At 69.4% G+C, this 19,762-nt stretch carries 15 protein-coding genes; 6 read left to right on the top strand and 9 right to left on the bottom strand.

Annotation, left to right across the window (positions count from 1 at the left end; translation table 11 throughout):
- Positions 1–41: 41 nt before the first annotated feature.
- From OHB13_RS33615 to OHB13_RS33590, 6 genes are all read right to left on the bottom strand, one after another.
- Positions 42–2,105: a phosphocholine-specific phospholipase C gene (locus OHB13_RS33615; RefSeq protein WP_328379625.1), complete on the bottom strand. Its 2,064-nt coding sequence runs from the start codon at positions 2,103–2,105 to the stop codon at positions 42–44.
- A 204-nt stretch (positions 2,106–2,309) separates the two neighbouring features.
- Positions 2,310–4,130 (bottom strand): RICIN domain-containing protein, encoded by a 1,821-nt coding sequence (locus OHB13_RS33610; protein ID WP_328379624.1) that lies wholly within the window; start codon positions 4,128–4,130, stop codon positions 2,310–2,312.
- Between the two features lie 53 nt (positions 4,131–4,183).
- Complete coding sequence (locus tag OHB13_RS33605; protein ID WP_328379623.1) at positions 4,184–6,196, bottom strand: hypothetical protein; 2,013 nt, start codon at positions 6,194–6,196, stop codon at positions 4,184–4,186.
- Positions 6,193–7,110 (bottom strand): carbohydrate ABC transporter permease, encoded by a 918-nt coding sequence (locus OHB13_RS33600; protein WP_328379622.1) that lies wholly within the window; start codon positions 7,108–7,110, stop codon positions 6,193–6,195. Before OHB13_RS33600 ends, OHB13_RS33605 begins: the two co-directional genes overlap by 4 nt.
- Positions 7,107–8,051 carry a carbohydrate ABC transporter permease gene (locus OHB13_RS33595; protein WP_328379621.1) on the bottom strand — a complete coding sequence of 315 codons (945 nt, stop codon included), beginning with the start codon at positions 8,049–8,051 and terminating at the stop codon, positions 7,107–7,109. Before OHB13_RS33595 ends, OHB13_RS33600 begins: the two co-directional genes overlap by 4 nt.
- Positions 8,052–8,066: 15 nt before the next feature.
- A complete protein-coding gene (locus OHB13_RS33590) occupies positions 8,067–9,368 on the bottom strand; it encodes an ABC transporter substrate-binding protein (RefSeq protein ID WP_328379620.1) in 1,302 nt (433 codons plus the stop codon).
- Between the two features lie 170 nt (positions 9,369–9,538).
- Here OHB13_RS33590 and OHB13_RS33585 point away from each other — a divergent pair, with 170 nt between their 5' ends.
- The 4 genes from OHB13_RS33585 (at position 9,539) to OHB13_RS33570 (ending at position 14,185) form a co-directional block, all read left to right on the top strand.
- A complete protein-coding gene (locus OHB13_RS33585; RefSeq protein ID WP_266850653.1) occupies positions 9,539–10,816 on the top strand; it encodes an ROK family transcriptional regulator in 1,278 nt (425 codons plus the stop codon).
- Positions 10,817–10,950: 134 nt separating this feature from the next.
- A complete protein-coding gene (locus OHB13_RS33580) occupies positions 10,951–11,073 on the top strand; it encodes a hypothetical protein (RefSeq protein ID WP_328379619.1) in 123 nt (40 codons plus the stop codon).
- A gap of 23 nt (positions 11,074–11,096) precedes the next feature.
- Positions 11,097–11,273, top strand: coding sequence for a hypothetical protein (locus OHB13_RS33575; protein ID WP_328379618.1), 177 nt, complete (start codon positions 11,097–11,099; stop codon positions 11,271–11,273).
- A 155-nt stretch (positions 11,274–11,428) separates the two neighbouring features.
- The gene (locus tag OHB13_RS33570) at positions 11,429–14,185 is read left to right on the top strand and encodes a TIM-barrel domain-containing protein (protein WP_328379617.1); all 2,757 of its coding nucleotides are present in this window, start codon (positions 11,429–11,431) and stop codon (positions 14,183–14,185) included.
- A gap of 351 nt (positions 14,186–14,536) precedes the next feature.
- On the opposite strand, the gene OHB13_RS33565 is transcribed toward OHB13_RS33570, so the two are convergent.
- A complete protein-coding gene (locus tag OHB13_RS33565) occupies positions 14,537–15,970 on the bottom strand; it encodes a dihydrolipoyl dehydrogenase family protein (protein ID WP_328379616.1) in 1,434 nt (477 codons plus the stop codon).
- Between the two features lie 117 nt (positions 15,971–16,087).
- On the opposite strand from OHB13_RS33565, the gene trxA reads away from it, so the two are divergent.
- Positions 16,088–16,453 (top strand): thioredoxin, encoded by a 366-nt coding sequence (gene trxA / locus OHB13_RS33560; RefSeq protein ID WP_266850661.1) that lies wholly within the window; start codon positions 16,088–16,090, stop codon positions 16,451–16,453.
- Between the two features lie 170 nt (positions 16,454–16,623).
- On the opposite strand, the gene OHB13_RS33555 is transcribed toward trxA, so the two are convergent.
- Together OHB13_RS33555 and OHB13_RS33550 are read right to left on the bottom strand one after the other, a co-directional pair.
- A complete protein-coding gene (locus OHB13_RS33555) occupies positions 16,624–17,808 on the bottom strand; it encodes a thiolase family protein (protein WP_328379615.1) in 1,185 nt (394 codons plus the stop codon).
- A gap of 124 nt (positions 17,809–17,932) precedes the next feature.
- Positions 17,933–19,012 (bottom strand): glycosyl hydrolase family 18 protein, encoded by a 1,080-nt coding sequence (locus OHB13_RS33550; RefSeq protein ID WP_328379614.1) that lies wholly within the window; start codon positions 19,010–19,012, stop codon positions 17,933–17,935.
- A gap of 71 nt (positions 19,013–19,083) precedes the next feature.
- Here OHB13_RS33550 and OHB13_RS33545 point away from each other — a divergent pair, with 71 nt between their 5' ends.
- The gene (locus OHB13_RS33545; RefSeq protein WP_266850667.1) at positions 19,084–19,536 is read left to right on the top strand and encodes a type II toxin-antitoxin system PemK/MazF family toxin; all 453 of its coding nucleotides are present in this window, start codon (positions 19,084–19,086) and stop codon (positions 19,534–19,536) included.
- Positions 19,537–19,762 lie beyond the last annotated feature (226 nt).

Below are 19,762 nucleotides of genomic sequence, written 5' to 3'. Positions count from 1 at the left end.
TGCTCCGTCACGTACGAGACGGAGCAACACACGTGGCCCGGTCAGGAAGAGACGGAGCCCGGGTCGCTGAGGCCCTCTTCCCCGGTTTCGATGTGGCCGGCGAGGCGGCGGAGGTAGTGCGGGTCGCCGGGGACGCGGAGGATGAGGTCGTACCAGCGGTGGCCGCCGGTCGCGGACACGCGGTGTAGGAGTCGGCCTCGGGCGGGCACGGTCAGGCGGGTGATCGCGCCACCGCGGTAGGCGTCGGTCACGGAGAGGGTGGTGGGGCTGTCCGCCGGATTGGCCAGGACGAGTGCGAGGCCGCCGCCGTGTGCCGCGTCGTGGCGCGCTGTCAGCTCGGGAGTGCGTGAGGACACGGATCCCTGGAAGGTGCGCAGAAATCCGTTCGGCCCGTAGACGCTCAGGTCGTAGCGTCCCCCGGTCTGATCTGTGTCCCAGTGCTCAGTGAGTGTGCGACCCGCCGTGGTGGTGTAGCTCCACGGGCCGTCCTCACGGTTGCCAGAGATGACCAGATGGCATCCGCCGGCCTGGGGGCCGGTGCTGAACGTGAGGGTGAATGTGCCGGGCCCGGCGTTGGCCGCCCCGTCCACCAGCGGCTCGTACGGCAAGGGCCGGGCGGGGCGTGTGCCCGGTTCCTGCTGCGGCATCGAGGCGGTGGCCGGGGCTAGGGGGGTGAAGGTGCGGTACGGGTCGGGGTTGGGCGGACGGTAGCCGTCCGTCGACGGGAGCCCCCTGTGATGCGGGCTGTTCTTCCGGAAGTCGAACGCGGAGGTCAGGTCGCCGGAGATCGCGCGGCGCCACGGGGAGATGTTGGGCTCGTGCACCCCGAATCGGCGTTCCATGAAGCGGATGATCGAGGTGTGGTCGAAGGTCTCCGAGCACACGTATCCGCCAGTGCTCCACGGGGAGACCACGGTCATGGGGACGCGTGCGCCGAGCCCGTAGGGTCCGGCACGGTGGTCGTCGTCGCCGGGGAACCAGTCCTGGGTCACGTCGGTGTCGGAGCGGCCGTGGTCGGAAGTGTGGGGCGGGAAGGGCGGGACCACGTGGTCGAAGTAGCCGTCGTTCTCGTCGTAGGTGACGAACAGGGCGGTCCTGCTCCACACCTCGGGGTCAGAGGTCAGCGCGTCGAGTACCTGGGAGATGTACCAGGCGCCGTAGTTCGCGGGCCAGTTGGGATGCTCGGTGAAGGCTTCCGGTGCCGCGATCCAGGAGATCTGCGGCAGGTCGCCTGACAGCACGTCCGCCTTCAAGTGGTCGAAGAAGCCGTCGCCGGCGACGGCGTTGGTACCGGTGCGGGCCTTGTCGTACAGCGGGTCGCCCGGTTGGGCGTTGCGGTAGTTGTCGAAGTAGAGCAGTGAGTTGTCGCCGAAGTTGCCGCGTTGGGGATCCTTGATCCAGCCCCAGGTGCCGTCGGCGTCAAGGCCGTCGCCGATGTCCTGGTAGATCTTCCAGGAGACACCTGCCTTCTCCAGGCGTTCGGGGTAGGTCGTCCAGCTGTAGCCCGCTTCGTAGTTGCTCAGGACGGGGCCGCCGCCGGTGCCGTCGTTGCCGACGTACCCGCTCCACATGTAGTAACGGTTCGGGTCCGTGGCGCCGATGAACGAGCAGTGGTAGGCGTCACAGACGGTGAAGGCATCGGCCAGAGCGTAGTGGAACGGGATGTCCTTGCGGGTGACATGGGACATCGTTCCTGCGCCTTTGGCCTTCACCCACTGATCCCAGCGGCCGTTGTTCCACGCCTCGTGGCCGCCCTCCCATTCATGATCCATCCCCTCAAGGAACTCCATCCCCAGGTCGTCACGGTCGGGGCGGAAGGGCAGCACGTCCTTGCTGCCATCGCTCTGGTACCAGACGGACTTCCCATTGCTCTGCGGGAAGGGGCGTGGGTCGCCGAAGCCCCGTACGCCGCGCAGGGCACCGAAGTAGTGGTCGAAGGACCGGTTCTCCTGCATCAGCACCACGATGTGCTCGACGTCGCGCAGGGTCCCGTGATGGCGACGTGCCGGGATGGCCGCCGCGCGGTCAATGCTCTGGGACAGGGCAGAGAGGCCTGCGGTGGCTCCGGCGAGTCGGAGAAAACGCCGACGGTTGATTTCAGACACGGAAAGACATCCTCATGATCAGGGAAGGGGCGCCTCAAGGTTCAGGCCTGAACAGTCGGTTGCAGGTCCCCTCGGTGAACGGTCGGGAGACTCCTGCGCACACCTGGTCGCTGCACAGCGCTCTGTGTTCGGCGGGGTGGATGTCCGTCACATACCTCCCCTGTGTCCGCCGTGCGGGGCACGGCGGACACAGGGGAGGTGAGGTCAGCGTTCCTTACGTGTGAGCGTCAAGGTCTGTTCGGCGGCCGTCCGCGCGCCTCCAACACGTGCCCCGCTGGTATCCGTCCAGGCGCGCGTCGGAGTGGTCTCGGCGGACCGGTCCGCGACCCCGGACAACGCGATGACCAGGCCGCTGTAGCGGTTGACCAGCTTGAAGGTGCCGGTGGACCGGCCGTGGGCGTCCTTGGCGGGGATGACGAACCACTGCTGGCCCACCGTCGGGCCGCTCTTGGGCGCCTTCGCCAACGTCGGCTTCGCGGCCCAGGCGCGGCCCGCTTTCTTGGTGGAGTCGACCCCGAGCAGGCGCCCCGTGCCGGAATGGGCGATACGGTACGAGCCGTCGCCGTTCGAGGTGAAGGTCCACTCGGTGCGCCCGGACCTGTCCGCGGCGGGCCGTGAGGTAGTGCCCTTGCCGTCGCGGGCGGGTGCGAGGACGCGGCCGCTCGCGCTGCCGATGGTGTAGTGCGCGCCCGACTTCACGGGCGCGGCCGGGGCATTGGTCTCGATCGCCGTGTTGTAGTACTCGCCGTCGCCCCCGCCCGAGCACTGATACGAGCAGTAGCTGCGGAAGTCCTTGCCGACGATGGTGGAGCCGGTCTTGTTCACCGAGTCCAGCATCCAGCGGTACCAGGACCCCGAGTGGTAGTCCCCGGTGTCACCGATGAGCTTCCACTTCTGCGTGGACAGGTCGTCAGTGGCGTAGAAGCGCTGCGGCTCACTGCTGTCCTGCACGGTCGCCTCGGGCTGGCCGATGTACAGGCCGAGGTAGGCGTTGTAGGCGACGTTCATCGTCAACAGGTCCGACTTGGCGGGCAGTTCACCGGCCGCGACCTGCTCGGCGACATTTCCGTCGTTCGCCGGGTTGTAGTCGTGCTCGACGGGTGTGTAGCCGCTGGGGTGGTCGGTGGTGACCGGCTCCATGTTGGACTCCAGGCCTCCGATGCCCGGCTGGGACCAAGCGCCGTCGTACCACTTCTTCCATGACCCGGGCGCCATCTTCTCGGACATCGGCGCGCGCGCCACATGCGCGAGACTGCCGTCGGTCCAGCCGCCGGAGACGCCGCCCTTCGGGAGGGCACGGGAATCGTAGTAGACGTAGAAGTAGCCCGAGGCCGTGTCCACGAACAGACGCGGGTCGCCATCGCCGTAGTCGTACAGGTCGTTCGGGAATGCCTCGCTGTCGCCGCGCTTCATGCTGTACGGCGAGGTCAGGACGTGGTCCTTGATGTCCCAGGTCTTGCCCTGGTCCTTGGAGACGGTGTAGTCGATCGCGTCGTAGTGCAGACCGTCGTCGAAGGGGCTCGGCGTGAACTCGTTGTGCACCAGGCCGTACCAGTCGCCGGTGTCCGGGTCGACCCACACGCCCAGCAGATCGCAGTAGTTCTTCTGCGCGTAGTGCGAGGTGTCGGGTGCATACGTGGACTCGCGGCCGGTCGGGCTGTTGTTGCAGCGCCACGTCGTGTCGTCGTTGCGGTCGAGGGAGTTGGCCGGGTTCACCGCGCCGTTCAACTCGGCGTCGGGCTTTGCCGAGTCGAAGTCCTTGCCGGTGTAGAACGACCACTCGCGCGGGTCGTCCGCGCCGTACAGCGCGTGTGCGGACTGGTAATGGAACGTGCCGTCCTTGTCCATGTACGTGGCGGCGGGGGTGTCGTCCGGGTTGGTCCACTCACCGGTCTGTCCGACGGTGACGGAGTATGTCGGGTCGTCGCTATCAGCGACCGCGGGCGACGACGTCGCCGCAGCGGCCAACAGGGCGGCCACCGCGGCAAATACGCCGACGGCTCGTGCTCTCGTACGCGCTGACACAGGTACTCCTCGCTTCAGGAGGCGGGTGGGAGGGAGGCGACCGGTGAACGTCCTCAGGCGGCTCGCCAATCGAGCACCGCCCAGCCGCGGTGCGGCAGGGCGGCTTCGAGGTCCAGCAGTCCGTCGGCCTCGATGAGGGTGGCCGGGGCCGGGTCCGCCAGCGGTGCGAGCAGGGTGGCGCGCACCTGATCGGGGGTGGTGGGCAGGGCGATCGTGGGGTGGGCGGGATCGGCGCTGCCGTTGACAACGGCAAGCCGGAGGGTGTCTCCGTCGCGTGCCGCGTGCGGGATGAGATGCGGCGCTCCGTGCACCAGCGGCAGCCCGGGGCAGTCGCCCTCCAGGAAGCGCACCGTGCTGTGGAGCAGTCGTCGGCCCCTGTCGCTGCGGGCCAGTTCGGCGGGGGCCGTGGCGGCGAGCACCGCGACGCGTCCGCCGAGAGTGTTGACGAAGTGGCACCGGCCCGCGCCCCAGGCGCGGCCGTCGGGCGTAAGGATGTCGGTGATGACGCGCGCGCCCTGCTGCGGGTCGAGCCGGGCGAGCGCGGGCTGGACGTCGACGCTGAGGTGCGTTCCCTCGTCCGTGGCGGCGTGTGCCGTAACCTGTTCGACTGCGTACGGCCCTGGGCAGGTCGGTTCATCCCGGGCGTACAGCCGGGTCGCTCCTACGCCGAGCAGGCCGGCGAATCCGCGTTCGGTGAGGCGGTGCGCGGCCACGCCGTCCAGGAGCAGCCCGCTGCACAGCATGGTGTGCAGTTCCTCGTCGCTGAAGGCGTCGACGCACCGGCCGAAGAGGGCCTGCACCGGTGCCGGTCCGGCGGTCACGGGTACGCCGTAGCCGAGCAGGTAGTCCGCGGTCGCCGCGGGATCCGACACGAGCTCCTGCAACGTCCCCTCGGTGGTGACGAGGTGTGCTGCCGTGTCCGGCCGCCAGGGCAGACCGACACCGATCGGCACCGCCTGTTCCGTATGGCGGTCGGCGAGCCAGTCCAGGGCCGGCCGGGAGCGGCGAAGGAGTTCGTCGATGCGCGGGAACTCCTCAGCCCGCTCTGCGGAGCTGGGGTGCACGTTCAGCAACAGTGCGTCGGCGCCGGAGAGTTGAGCGGTAACCATCTCCGACCAGGTCTGGGTGTCCGACTTCGACCAGGAGGTGTGCGGCCAGTTCTCGATCTCCGGCTCGCAGGCAGCGTGCGGCGCACGCAGCACGCGCTGCGCCTCCAGTGACCACAGCGCGGAGGACAGGCCGCGTGCGGGAGTGTCCGAGTACGGTGCGAAGTGTGGTCGCTGGGTGACGCGTTGCCCGATCGACAACGCGCCGAACAGAGCGTCCCAGTCGCGCCCCTCGACCGAGTGCATGGCGGGCACCGAGCTCATCAGGCCCAGCTGGGAGCGGCCCGCGGATTGCTCTCGTACCGCCTGCGCCAAGCCCTCGGCGACTTCCAGCTGCGCGGTACGCCACACCTGCTGCAACAACGCCCGCCAAGGGTGCGGCGCTCCGGGTCTCGTGACGGCAGCGACCACCTGTTCCCGGGTGACCTCCTCCCCCACGAGCCGGGACAGCCGCTCCATCATGAGCGGTTCGAAGCCGCCGCCCCAGTCGAGCGGGGCGTGATTGTGATAGCGGAAGTCGTCCTCCACCCACAGCACGCGGAAGCCGAGTTGCGCGAAGCGTCCGTAGTGCGCGTACAGCCACTTGCGCCACGTCGGGCAGGCGAACGATGCCTGGGCGGCTGCGGGCTTCCCGGTCGGCGAGACCATGGGGGTGAAGCCGAGGCGGTCCGTGCGGCCGCGGTCCGCGTGACCGACGGTCACCCAGGGGTTGAGGCTGACGTCCACGCCCGCGGCGGTCAGCACGTCGCTCGCCTGCCCCGCCGCCTCGAACCAGCTGTCCTCCTCCGCTCCGGCCAGATGGCCGGTGTACAGCTCCTCGGCGCCGATCAGCAGGACGACTTCCGCGACCTCGTTGTCGTGGCACATCTTGGCCAGCCTCGCCGCGCGCTCGCCGAGGTCGTCGCCGGGCCGCAGCTGGAAGCGCAGGTGGTAGCGCGCCCGACGGGCGCGGGGCGTCACTTCACGCTCCCCGTCGTCAGGCCCGAGCGCCAGAAGCGCTGCAGCGTGAGGAACAGCAGGACCAGCGGAATCACCGAGACCAGCGCGGCCGTGATGATGATGTTGTACGGCACCGATGTGCCGATGCCCTGCTGCGACTGCCAGCCCACGATGCCGACGGTGACCGGCTGCAGCTTGTCATCCGCCAGCATCAGCACGGGCAGCAGGTAGTTGGTCCAGATGGCCACGAACTGGAACAGGAAGATCGTCACCAGCGCGGGCGTCATGATCCGCATGCCGATCGTCGCGAAGATGCGGAACTCCCCCGCGCCGTCGACGCGTCCGGCCTCGATCACCTCGTCGGGCACGGAGGCGGCCGCGTAGATCCTGGCAAGGTAGACCCCGAACGGGCTCACCATGCTCGGCAGCAGCACCGCCCAGTAGGTGTTGACCAGGTGGACCTGCGAAAACATCAGGTACAGGGGGATGGCGAGCAACGGCTGCGGTACGAGCACGGCAGCGAGCACCACGTTGAAGGAGAACTCCCGCCCGCGGAAGGCGTACTTGGCGAGGGCGTAACCGGCCAGCGAGGAGATCAGGGTGCTCACCGCCGCACCGCCGACCGCGTAGACGGCGGTGTTGAGCAGCCAGCGTGCGTAGATCCCTCCTTCCTGGCCGAACAGCGCGCGGATGTTGTCGGCGAGCGCGAAGTCGCCGAACCAGAAGCCGTTGGTGGTGGTGAGGGCAGAGTTCGTCTTGGTCGCGGAGACGAGCAGCCACCACACCGGCAGCAGGAAGTAGACGGCGGCCACGCTCATCACGGCGAGTACCAGCCACCGCGACTTCGCACGCACCGGCTTCGCCGTCCGCGTGCTGCGGGGCAGCGCGGCGGCGTCCTTGTGCTCCTGCCTCCTGAGTGTCCCGGCGATGCTCACAGATCCGCTCCCTTGCGCTGGACGAACTTGAGGAAGCCGAACGAGAGCACCAGGGTGAGCAGCGCGAGAATCACCGACTGGGTGGCGGCGTAGGGGAAGTTGCCCGAGTTGACCGAGCTGTACGCGGCGAAGATCGGGGTGTAGTCGCTACTCAGGTTCGGCGCGACGCTGCGCAGGATCGACGGCTCGTTGTACAGCTGCGCGGTGCCGATGATGGAGAACACTGTGGTCAGAACCAGCGCGGGCCGCACCATCGGGATCTTGATGCGCCAGGCGATGCCGAACGCGGAGCAGCCGTCCATCCTGGCCGCCTCGTTCAGCTCCGCCGGGATCGCCTGCAGCGCCGCGTAGATGATCAGCATGTTGTAGCCGGTCCATCCCCACGTGAGCATATTGCCGACGACGGGGGCGAGCATGCCGTCCGTGGTCAGATCCAGGTGCAGGCCGAAGTGGCTCGCGATCGCGCTGATCGGGCTCAGTTCGGGCGCCACCAGGTAGGACCACATGAGCGCGCCGATGACACCGGGCAGTGCGTACGGCAGGAAGAACGCAAGCCGGAAGAACCGCTTGAACAGCGTCCGCCTGGCGTCCAGGAGCAGCGCGAGCGCGAGCGCCGTGCCGAGCATGAGGGGCACCTGCACGGCGCCGATGAGCAGGACCCGCAGCAGGGAGTCGCGGAAGCCCGCATCGCCCATCGCCTGGGCGTAGTTGGCGAGGCCCGCGAAGGTCGTGGTGGGTTCGGAGAGTCCGAGCCCGTCGCGCTTCTGACGGAACAGGCTCTGGTACAGCGTGTACGCGATGGGCGCGAGATACATACACAGGAACAGGGTGGCGAAGGGCGCGAGGAACAGCAGTGCTGTACGCGAGCGTTGCCGGGTGTGCCACGAGATGGGGCTGCCCGGGCCGCCGGCCGCCTTCGCCTGAGGCGCGTAGCTGGTCACGGTGTGCTGCTCCGGTCAGTCGTTGGTGACATTGATGCCCTGGCTCTTCATCTCGCCGACCGTCTTCTTCCGAGCGGCGGCGAGCATCTCCGGCAGGGTGGTGCTGCCCTTGCCCGTGCGCCCGAGGCCGTCGGTGAGATCGGTCGAGGTCTGCGTCATCGTCGGGCCCCACTTCCAGCTGGTGTCGATCTGCGCGCTCTCCTTCTTGAAGACGTCGTAGATCTTCTGACCGCCGTAGAAGGGGTCGGGCTCGGACAGCGCCGGACGGTCAAGACCTGCGGTGGCCGCCGGATAGATGCCGGTGTCCTTGATCAGCGTGCCGAGGCTGTCCTTGTTCGTGCTCATCCACATGGCGAACTCGGTTGCCTGTTCCGGGTGTTCGCAGTCCTTCATGACCGCGGTGGACGAACCCCCGTCGTTGCCGTAGGCGGGCTTTCCGGCATCCCACACCGGCATCGGGGCTACCGCCCACTTGCCGGAGGTGGACTTCACGCTGGAGGCGAGAAGCGGCGCGTTCCACACGGCGTTGACGTCGGAGAGGATCTTGCCGGAGGCCATGTTCTTGTAGAGGGACGGGTCGAAGCTCGGCTCCGGCTTGAGCAGCTTGTCGTCGAGGAGGCCCTGCCAGTAGTCGGCGACCTTGGTGTTGGCCCCGCTGTCGAGAGCCACCTTCCAGGCGTCGGTCGTGGTGTCGAACCACTTGGCACCGGCCTGCCATGCCAGGCCGGCGTAGTTGTAGGCGTCCGTGCCGAAGGTGCCCAGGTAGACGTCCGGGTCGGCCTTGTGCACCTTCTCGGCCGCAGCCCGGTACTCGTCCCACGTGGCCGGGGGCTTGTCGATGCCGTACTTGGCAAAGAGATCCTTGCGGTAGAACAGTGCCATCGGGGCCGTGTCCACCGGCGCGCCATAGGTCTTACCGGCGACGGTCACCTGGTTCCAGGTCCAGTCCGCGAACTCCCCCTTGTGCGGGGCGGCGTACTTGGTGATGTCCGCCAAGGCGCCTGCGGCCACGAAGCTCGGAACCGTCTCGTAGCCCACCATGGCCAGACACGGTGCGTTGCCTGCCTTCGCGGCCGTGAGCATCTTGGTGTAACCGCCCTTGGAGCCCGCAGCCGTCTTCTGGAAGTCGACCCTGATGTCCGGGTGGGTCTTGTTGAACTCCGCGACAACCTTCTCGTAGCCCGGAGCCCAGCCCCAGAAGTCGAGCGTGACCTTGCCGCCCGAAGCGTCCGACCCGCTCTCCGCGGACGTACACCCGGACACCGCGACCAACACCGCAACCGCCGCACCGACCACCGTCGCGCTGCGCACCTGCATCATCGCCCCCTCACCGAACGGATTAGTTCGACTAGGATCTGAAATTAATATTTCCAAGTCAACGGGGTGGGGCAAGAAAGTTGCACCAGCGCAACCAGCCCCTCGCGCCACGCTTGACGGCTCGCGTACGTTGGCATGGTGCGCAGGCAGGTATACGAGGGAGAGGTCGAGTGAGGACAGGGCTACGGGGAGCAGGCGTACGGGACCTGGGCGGGGACGGACCGATCAGGGCAGCCGATCGTGCGTCTCTGCGCCGGGCGAATCTCGGTCTGGTGCTACGCCTGTTGCGCGACGCGGGTCCACGGCCGCGCACGCAGATCTCCGCGGAGACGGGGCTGCCCAAAGCCACGATCACCAATCTGGTCGCGGAGTTGATGGAGCGCGGCCTGGTCCGCGAGGGGGAGCCCGCCCGCGAGGGAGCCGTCGGCAGGCCCAGCCGCACCGTCGAGATGGACGGGCGCTCCATCTGCGGCATCGGCCTGGAGATCAGCGCCGATTACCTCTTCTTGATCGCACTGAATCTGCGCGGCGACGTCGCCGCCGAGCATCGCGTCACCCTCGACGCCCGGGCCGAGGGCCCCGACCGGGTCCTCGACCGGGCAGCGGAGGCGATCGACGTCGTCTGCCGGAAGCTGCGCAGCAGCGGCTCGCGGGCGGTAGCGGTGACGATCGCGGCGCCCGGCGTGATTCAGCACGACAGCGGCGTGGTTTCGTACGCACCCAACATCGGCTGGCGGAATGTCGACGTCGTCGGCTCGCTGCGGCAACGCCTGGGGCCGAAGTCCCCTCCGGTCCACCTGGAGAACGACGCGAAACTCGGCGCCATCGCCGAATACTTGATCGCCTCAGCCTCCGATATCCACGACCTGATCTACGTGACGGGCGAGACCGGCGTCGGTGGTGGCATCATCTCCGGCGGCAGGCTCCTTCGCGGATCGGCCGGATTCGCCGGCGAGATCGGCCACATGCGCCTGAGCTCCGATGGCAAGGTGTGCGTCTGCGGTCGACGCGGATGCTGGGAGACCATGGTCGGCCTGCACGCCCTCCTCGATCAGGCCGCCGCACCCGACGACCCGGTGCGTGATGCCACCGTGGACCTGGAGCAGCGCCTCGCGGAACTCAGACGCCGCAGCGATGCCGGAGACGCGGCCACCGTGACGGCGCTGGAAGAGATCGCCGACGGCCTGGGGCTCGGCCTGGCGGTGCTTGCCGACATCCTCAACCCCCGGGCCATCGTGCTCGGCGGCTACTTCGCCTTCTTCGGCGACTACCTCGTCGACCGCGTCCAGAGCGAACTCGCCGAGCGCGTCATGGCTCCTGACGCAGGCGGATGCGCCGTCATGGTGTCCACCCTCGGGTTCAGTGCCGCGGCACATGGGGGCGCGCATCTGTCGCTCGACCTCGTGTACCAGGACCCGGGCGGGACTCTCACATCCTCCGTGCGGTGAGGCGAAAGAACAGTTCAGGGTCCGCGCCGCACGGGACCGAGCGCTGCTGACCGGCGGCCGAGTGCCGGCGTGGTGCCCCACCGAGCAGGTCGGGCCGCACCGAGACCGACCAGCTCGTACGTACCATTCACGGCGTGCACACCGGGCACGCGGCGCTCGCCCCGCCGTCGCCCGACGGCTTCTCGGAGCACGCACCCGCCGGCCGGCCCGTGTCTCACCGGACGAACAACGCCGCCAACGCCGCCTGGAATCGCTGAGCGACCGTGAGCGGGATGTCCTGGTGCTGCTCTCCCGCAGTCTGCCCAACGCGGAGATCGCCGCTGACGCAGGCACCACCGACGGCACGGTCAAGGGAGACGTCACCAACATCCCGGCCGAACTGGACGCGGCGACCCTGGTGCGGGCTGCCACCATCACCTACCGCGCAGGACTGGACCGCGACGCCGAACAGCCGTAGAGCGCGCCGGGGATCCGGGGCCCGCAGAGGGCGACGCTACGCGAGGCCGGTCAGCGTCTTGACAGCCGACTAATTAGTTCAGAGCCTAGTCGAACTAATCGCCTCTCCCTCCACTCACGTACCGGCGGCGCCGGTAGACGAGGAGACCCCGCGGCATGCGACATCTCGGTGACAGACAGGGCGGCGCCCGCACGACCCAGGCCCTGGCGGCAGCGGCGGCGGGCGGACTGCTCGCCCTGGCCGCGGCGACAGGCGCGCAGGCGCAGCCCGGGCAGCGTCCCGCTCAGGGCACAGTGATCGACCACGACGTCCGCTTCCAGGTACTCACCCCCACGCTGGTGCGCATGGAGTACGCGAAGGACGGCCGGTTCGAGGACCGTCCGACGGTGAACGCGGTACAGCGCGACTTCTCGCCGCCCGCATACACCGCCCGCGTGGAGAACGGATACCGGGTGATCCGGACCAGCGGTCTCACCTTGCGGTACCGGCTCGGCTCGGGGCCCTTCACTCAGGACAACACCGAAGTACGGCTCACGGCAGGCGACCAACTGGTCACCGGCCACCCGCAGTTCGGCGAGTCCACGTCGACATGCACGTTCGGCGCGGTGTGCGACACGGAGTACGGCACCATGTCCGGCGGCGCGAAGTACACCTCGCCCGGGCAGTCCACCAAGGCGTACGGGCGGGGTGTCACCGCCGGCTACGAGCAGGCGGGCGCAGCCTCGACGGTGCGCGTACGCAACGTGCCCGCCGACGGCAGGTACACCCTGCGCCTTCGCTACTCCAACGCCAAGGCTTCCGACGGGCGGACGACGGACCGCACCCTGTCCGTCGAGGCAGGCGGCCGGCGGCAGCAGGTCACCATGACACCGTCCGGCGACTGGGAGAGGTACCAGGTCTCCGAGCCGATCACGGTCGAGCTGAAGCATGGCATCGACGACATCACGGTCGCCATGCGCGACGGCGACACGGGCAAGGTGAACATCGACGCCTTCGCCCTCACGCGCTCCGCCGAAGCCGCCTTCCCCACCCCGGCGACGAAGGGTGAGACCTCCAACCTGGGCGGCTGGACCCGCGGCCTGGACAACACGCCTTCCGCTCCTTACCAGTTGAACGACGGCGTGCTCTCCCGCGACGGCTGGTACCTGCTCGACGACTCGGCAACGGCGCTGTCGAACGGGGACGGCCAGCAGCCCACCCCCCGCCGTGAACGGCCGGAGTCCGCCTACCAGGACGGCTACCTCTTCGGCTACGGACACGACTACAAGCAGGGCCTGCGCGACCTGCAGTCACTGACCGGACCGGCACCGCTGCTACCGCGCTGGGCGTTCGGCCTGTGGTTCTCCCGCTGGCACGCCTATTCGACCGACGACTACAAGGAACTCCTTGCCCAGTTCCGTTCCCACAAGGTGCCGTTGGACGCCCTGGTCGTCGACACGGACTACAAGGGCTCGGGCTGGTGGAACGGCTGGACGGGCTGGAACAAGGACCTCTTCCCCGACCCGGACGCCTTCATGAAGTGGGCCAAGGACAACGGCCTGCCCGTCGTCCTGAACACGCACCCCTCCATCGACGCCTCCGACCCCGCCTTCCCCCAGGCCATGCTGACCGCGAACGGCCAACTCTCCAAGACCCCCTGCAACTCTGGCGCCGACTGCTACGGCTTCGACTGGTCCGACCCGGACCAGGCCAAGGCCTTCTTCGACCTGCACAAGCCGTACGACGCCCAAGGCGTGCGCCTGTGGTGGAACGACTGGTGCTGCGACGCGTCCCTCGCCACCGGCCGGGGCATCACCCCCGATACCCTGATCAACCAGCTGTACGCGGCCCACACCGCCGAGGCCACCGGCCTGCGCGGCTTCGCCTTCTCCCGCATCGGCGCCTCCTACCAGCGTCTGGGCGGTGGCTACCCGTCCGGACCCTGGGCCGATCACCGCTCGACGATGCACTTCACCGGCGACTCCTCGCCCACCTGGGAGACCCTCGCCTTCGCGGCCGGCATCAACGCCTCCGAAGGCAACATCGGCCTGCCTTATGTCAGCCACGACATCGGCTCCTTCCACGGCGAGGAGACCGACAAGAACCCCGAGCTGTACGCCCGTTGGATGCAGCTCGGCGCCTTCTCCCCCATCGACCGCATCCACTCCGGCGGAAAGGCGTCCCTGCCCTGGGAATTCGGCGGCGAGGCCGGCGAAGCGGGTGAGAAGTTCGACCGCCTGCGCGGCGCGCTCACCCCGTACTTCTACTCCCTGGCCCGCGAGTCGACCCGGACCGGCCTGCCCATGGCCCGCCCCCTGTACCTCAACTACCCCGAGCAGAAGGCCGCGTACGAGCACTCCACCCAGTACACCCTCGGCGACGATGTGCTGGTCGCCCCGGTCACCGAGCCGGGCGGGAAGTCCACACCCTGGGTGCCACCGGGCACCTGGACCGACTACTTCACCGGCAAGACCTACACCGGCCCGAAGTCAGTCCGCGTGACGACGCCTCTGGACGAAATGCCGGTCCTGATCCGCTCCGGCGGCATCCTCCCCCAGCAGGACTACAAGGATTACGACGCCAAGTCCCCCATGGACCACGTCACGCTCACCGTCGGTTCCAGCGGCCACAGCTCCTTCCCGCTGTACGAAGACGCGGGCGACGGCATGCAGTACTCGCGCGGTGAACACGCGACGACGACGATCCGCACGGCCGGCGACACGCTCACCGTTTCGCCGCAGCAAGGGACGTATCCCGACCGGGTCACGTCTCGTTCATGGACCCTCAGTTACGTGAACGCCGAGCGCCCACGGTCAGTGACGGTGAACGGGAAGCCGGTGAAATGGACGTATGACTCGGCCAAGCGGACGCTGACAGTGAAGACCGCGCAACTCCCCACCGATCAGCGCACGGTGATCAAGACCCGGCGGTGAGCGCCGGCGCGGCGGTGCGATGACACAGGCCCCTGAGCACCGCCGCGCTCGTCGATGCCTCGGCCGCTGGAACCTCGCTCGTGCGTGGCCCCATGGCCGACCCGGCAGTCACCCGATCGACCTTAGAAGCCATCTCATTTGGCTTCACCAGGTGGTACCGGCGGCGCCCTCGCGGCCTCAGGGCGGCGGTCGGCGTCGGCACGGTGATCGTGAGGTGCTGGCCGCGATCGTGTACTTGCCCCGGTCGACTCTCGTCCAAGGAATACCGCCGATCCGCTCACGCCGCGGACCGCGACGCCGTGAACAGACTCGCCAAATGAGCCAAATGAGATGACTTCTTAACGGCGGCTCCTATCCCCTGAACGTCTCCAGCAGCCGCAGCCACACCTCGCTGATCGTCGGGTACGCCGGGACCGCGTGCCACAGCCGCTCGACGGGGACCTCCCCCGCGATCGCGACCGACGCCGAGTGCAGCAGTTCGCTGACTCCCGGGCCCACGAACGTGGCGCCGACGAGGACCTCGCGGTCGAGATCGACGACCATACGGGCGCGGCCCCGGTACCCGTCGGCGTACAGGCCCGCCCCCGCGACGCCCGCCATGTCGTAGTCCACTGCTCTGACCCGGTACCCGGCGCTCTCCGCCTCGGCGAGGGTGAGTCCGGCCGATGCCGCCTCCGGGTCCGTGAAGACCACCTGGGAGACCGCCGCGTGGTCGGCGGTCGCGGCGTGGGCGCCCCAGCGGTCGGTCTCCAGCAGGGGGACACCCTGCGCCCGTGCGGTGATCGCGGCACCCGCGACACGGGCCTGGTACTTGCCCTGATGGGTCAGCAGGGCCCGGTGGTTGACGTCCCCGACGGCGTACAGCCAGTCGCTGCCGTCGACCCGGCAGCTGTCGTCCACGGGCAGCCAGGCGCCCGCGGTCAGGCCCACCATGTCCAGGCCGATGTCGTCGGTGCGCGGGGCTCGGCCGGTGGCGACGAGGATCTCGTCGGCCTCGATCCGCTCTCCGCCCTCCAGCACCACGGTCACCGGTCCATCCCCCCGCTCGACCGAGGCGGCGGACGTGTGGAACCGCAGGTCCGCCCCGGCCTCCTTGAGCGCCGATGCCACCAGCTCGCCCGCGAAGGGCTCCATCCTCGGCAGCAGCCCTCCGCCGCGCACCAGCATCGTCACGCGGGAGCCGAGGGCCTGCCAGACGGTGGCCATCTCGGTGGCCACCACTCCCCCGCCGACAATCACCAGACGTCCGGGTACCGCCCGCGCGCTGGTCGCCTCACGGCTGGTCCAGGGCCGGGCGCCGGCAAGTCCGGGCAGCTCAGGGATGACCGCGCGGCTCCCGGTGCACACGGCGACCGCGTGCCGTGCGGTCAGCTGCCGCTGCTCCCCCGCCGGACCGGTGACGACGACCGTCCTCCTGCCGGTGAGCCGGCCCTGGCCGCGGTAGAGATCCACTCCGATGTCCGCCAGCCAGGCGACCTGGCCGTCGTCCTTCCAATGCGAGGCGTAGGCGTCCCGGTGGGCGAGTACCTCGGCCACGTCGAGCGGCCCCCGCACCGCTCCGCGCAGTCCGGGGACCCTGCGCGCGTCGGCGCGCGCCGTCACCGGGCGCAGCAGGGCCTTGCTCGGCATGCACGCCCAGTACGAGCACTCGCCGCCGACCAGTTCGCTCTCGACCACCGCCGTGCTCAGGCCGCCGGCGCGGGCACGGTCCGCCACGTTCTCGCCGACCGGGCCCGCGCCGATCACCACCACGTCGTACACCGTGTTCTTCATGCCATCGGTCATAGGGGCCAGTCTGGTACGGGGTGTGCCGAGCGGCCACATGGGCAGTCGGAATACGACAGCGAACACCACGGTTGACGCGGGCGAACACACCGGTCAGCCACGAAAGGCGGGCACAGCATGACCACGGTCGAGCTCACCAAGGAAAACTTCGACGACGTCGTGACCGACAACGACTTCGTCCTCATCGACTTCTGGGCTTCTTGGTGCGGACCGTGCCGTCAGTTCGCCCCGGTATACGAGGGCGCTTCGGAGCGGCACGACGATCTCGTCTTCGCGAAGGTCGACACGGAGGCCCAGCAGGAACTGGCCGCGGCCTTCGAGATCCGCTCCATCCCCACCCTGATGATCGTGCGTGACAATGTCGCGGTCTTCTCGCAGCCCGGCGCTCTGCCGGAAGCCGCTCTGGAGGATGTGATCGGACAGGCCCGCGCGCTGGACATGGACGAGGTCCGCAAGTCGGTGGAGAACGCGAAGGAGGCGTAGCGCCGCTCGTTTCGGATCACGCAAGGCCCCCGGCGGAAGACCCCGGGGGTCCGGCCCGGGTTCCGGTGGGCGGGCGATGCCTGTCCACCGGAACCCCGGCCTGAGTCCTTCCGCGTCGCGGTGCTCAGCGTTGCCGTGCGATCAGCGACACCCGGCCTGCCCCGCGCCACTCAGCGTTCGAGTACGAGCGCGAGGCCCTGGCCGACGCCGATGCAGAGGGCTGCCAGCCCGGTGCCGGAGCCGGCCGCGGCCAGCTGGTGCGCGACCGACCCCGCGAGCCGCGCACCGGACGCGCCGAGCGGGTGGCCGATCGCGATGGCGCCGCCGCGCGGGTTCACGACGGCCGGGTCGAGTTCCGGCCATTCGGCCAGGCAGCCGAGCGACTGGGCGGCGAACGCCTCGTTCAGCTCGAAGGTGGTGAGGTCCGCGAATTCCCTGCCCGCCTTGGCGAGAGCCCGCCGGACCGCCTCGACCGGGCCCAGCCCGAAGAGCTGCGGCTCGACACCGGTCACAGCGGACGCCCGGATGCGGGCGAGCGGTTCCCGGCCGGTGGCGCGCAGTCCCTCGTCGTCGACCAGCAGCAGGGCGGCCGCGCCGTCGTTGAGCGGGGACGCGTTGCCCGCGGTGACGGTGCCGTCCTTGCGGAAGGCGGGCTTGAGCCGGGCGAGCGCCTCCATGCTCGACTCGGCGCGGATGCACTCGTCGCGTACGAGGTCGACACCGTCGTACGCCACGACCTCCCCGTCGTAGTGACCCGCGTCCCAGGCCGCGGCCGCCTTGCCGTGGCTGGCCAGGGCGAAGGCGTCCTGCTGCTCCCGGCTGATGCCGTGCTTGTCGGCGATGAGTTCGGCGCCCTCGCCGAGCGGCACGGTCCACTCCTCCGGCATCCGGGAGTTGGTCATCCGCCAGCCGAGCGTCGTGGAGTGCAGCTGCTGGTGTCCGGCCGGGAAGGCGCGTTCGGGTTTCTGCAGTACCCAGGGTGCCCGCGACATCGACTCGACCCCGCCGGCCACGGCCACCGATGCGTCGCCCACCGCGACGGCGCGGGCCGCCTGGATGACGGCTTCGAGCCCGGAGCCGCAGAGCCGGTTGACGGTGACACCGGGGACGGAGACCGGAAGTCCCGCCAGCAGCACGGCCATCCGGGCCACGTCGCGGTTGTCCTCACCCGCGCCGTTCGCGTCGCCGAAGTACACATCGTCGATACGGGACGGGTCGAGGTCCGGGGTCCGGTCCACGAGCGACCTGACGACGTGGGCCGCCAGGTCGTCGGGGCGCACCCCGGAGAGCGCCCCCGCGAATTTCCCGACCGGCGTGCGGACTGCGTCGACGATGTACACGTCGCGGATGCTCATCGGACCTCTCCCATGCCACCCGGCCGTTCGCCAAGTGAACAATCGTTCATGACGGTTTACCGCCCGAGTCTCTGCCCGCCTTCCCTCTGTGTCAACGCCGGGCCACGTTCTCCGCCGGGCCGGTTCACTGCCGGGCGAGCACTTTCCAGAGGCCCGGGTCCTCGAAACCGAGCGCCCAGAGGGAGGTGTTGTGCACCCCGTACTTGCGTACCGCCGCCAGCTGCACGGAGGCGCCCCGCGCGTCCTGGTACCAGACGGCCCTGGGCTCGTCCCCGTCCCGGTACGTGAAGTGCGGGGTGCCCGACGCCGGGTCGAGCGCATAGGGCGCGCCCACCTTGCGGCGCAGCGCCTCGGCCTGCTTCCAGGTCACGTGCCGGGCCGAGCGGCTGCCGTCGGCCGGCCAGTCCCAGCCGTAGCCGGGCAGCGCCATCTCGATCTTTCCCGGGGGTACGACGGCGGTCGCCCGGCGCAGGATCTCGCCGTACCAGGCCGTACTGGAGAGAGGGCCGGGCGGGCCGCCCGACCAGTGCAGGTCGTACGCCATGATGCGCATCCGGTCGGCGGCCCGGCCGATCGCGGCGTAGTCCCAGATCCGGCCCGTGGCGGCCGTCTGCGGCGAGACGGTGACGACGCACTGCTTCCGCGCGGCGTGCAGTTTCGCGCAGAGGCCGGTGACGAAGGCAGCGTAGGCGGACCGCACTTTCCGGTACTCCGGAGTGGCGGTGGTGGTGATGGTCTCGTAGTCGAGGTCGATGCCGTCATAGCCGTGGCTCCGCGCGAGCCGGACCAGGGCCGCGGTGTGCGCGGCGCGCAGTGCGGGTGTGGTGAGGATCCTCGCCAGCTCGCCCGGCTTCATGGTGTCCATGTCCATGACCGTGGGGACGACGTCGATCCCGGCCCGGTGCAGTCCGGTGATGATGCGTGCGTCGCCCGCGCCGGGATGTCCTTCGATGCGGTCCGCGGCTGCGGCCTTGTACCAGAAGGGGCTGACGGTGTGCAGTTGACCGGCGTGGCGGAGGGCGTCCTGATAGGCGTTCTCCTGGTCCCAGTAAGGGAGCCAGGCCGAGGCGGTCCGGTGGGCCGCCCCGGTGTCCGGGGTGTCGCGCGGGCCGGATGCGACGGCACTTGAGGGGAGCGCCGTGGCCAGGGCGCAGACGAGGGCCGTCAGCGAAAGGGCCTTGCGGGATGTACGCGCAGTGATCATGGGCAGAGAGTGGCGGCCGTTGCCGGGTCCCGCCCTGCGGGATGCTCCGTCCAGGTTCTAACGTGACCCGGATGACCACATACCAGGGTGACCACACCGACCTGCCCGGCAGCACGGGCCCGACCGCCACAACTGACGCCGAACCAAGCGGCATCGGACCCGTCAGGACCTCGTACGCCCCCGCCCACGACGGCGATCCCGACCCCGGCGAGATCGTCTGGACCTGGGTGCCGTACGAGGAGAACGACGGCCGCGGCAAGGACCGCCCGGTCCTGGTGGTGGCGAGGGAGGAGGCGGACACCCTGCTCGCCGTCCGTCTCTCCAGCAAGCCGCACGACCGGGACCGGGAGTGGCTGGCGATCGGCGCCGGACCGTGGGACCGCGAGGGGCGCGAGTCCTGGGTCGATCTGGACCGGGTGCTGCGGGTGCACGAGGGCGGGATGCGGCGCGAGGCCTGTGCGCTCGACCGGCCGCGGTTCGACGCCGTCGTGCAGCGGCTCAGGGAGCGCTACGGCTGGAGCTGACCGGCACCGGTCAGCCGTTCTGGGCCGTGCCGTCCGGGCGCCATGACGACTGACCGGCGCAGGTCGTGACAGGGGCGCCCCGGGTGGCCGAGCGGCACCCGGCGGACGTAGCCGGGCCGTGATGGTCCCGGGAACTCCCGGGCAACAGTGTTTCCGGCCGCCCGGGGCGCTCTTGTGCGGACCGTCGGCAGTGGCTTAGGTGGAACGGACCGTTTTCCGGAAGGCA

Origin of the sequence: Streptomyces sp. NBC_00440 (assembly GCF_036014215.1) — a bacterium.
In the GTDB taxonomy this organism is placed as follows: Bacteria; Actinomycetota; Actinomycetes; order Streptomycetales; family Streptomycetaceae; genus Streptomyces.
This window is presented reverse-complemented; position numbering and strand designations above follow the sequence as displayed.

Coding starts and splice junctions, on each gene's coding strand:
- trxA (WP_266850661.1), top strand. CDS start 16,088: ATGACCACGGTCGAGCTCACCAAGGAAAACTTCGACGACGTCGTGACC.
- OHB13_RS33555 (WP_328379615.1), bottom strand. CDS start 17,808: ATGAGCATCCGCGACGTGTACATCGTCGACGCAGTCCGCACGCCGGTC.
- OHB13_RS33545 (WP_266850667.1), top strand. CDS start 19,084: ATGACCACATACCAGGGTGACCACACCGACCTGCCCGGCAGCACGGGC.
- OHB13_RS33565 (WP_328379616.1), bottom strand. CDS start 15,970: ATGACCGATGGCATGAAGAACACGGTGTACGACGTGGTGGTGATCGGC.
- OHB13_RS33570 (WP_328379617.1), top strand. CDS start 11,429: ATGCGACATCTCGGTGACAGACAGGGCGGCGCCCGCACGACCCAGGCC.
- OHB13_RS33550 (WP_328379614.1), bottom strand. CDS start 19,012: ATGATCACTGCGCGTACATCCCGCAAGGCCCTTTCGCTGACGGCCCTC.
- OHB13_RS33590 (WP_328379620.1), bottom strand. CDS start 9,368: ATGCAGGTGCGCAGCGCGACGGTGGTCGGTGCGGCGGTTGCGGTGTTG.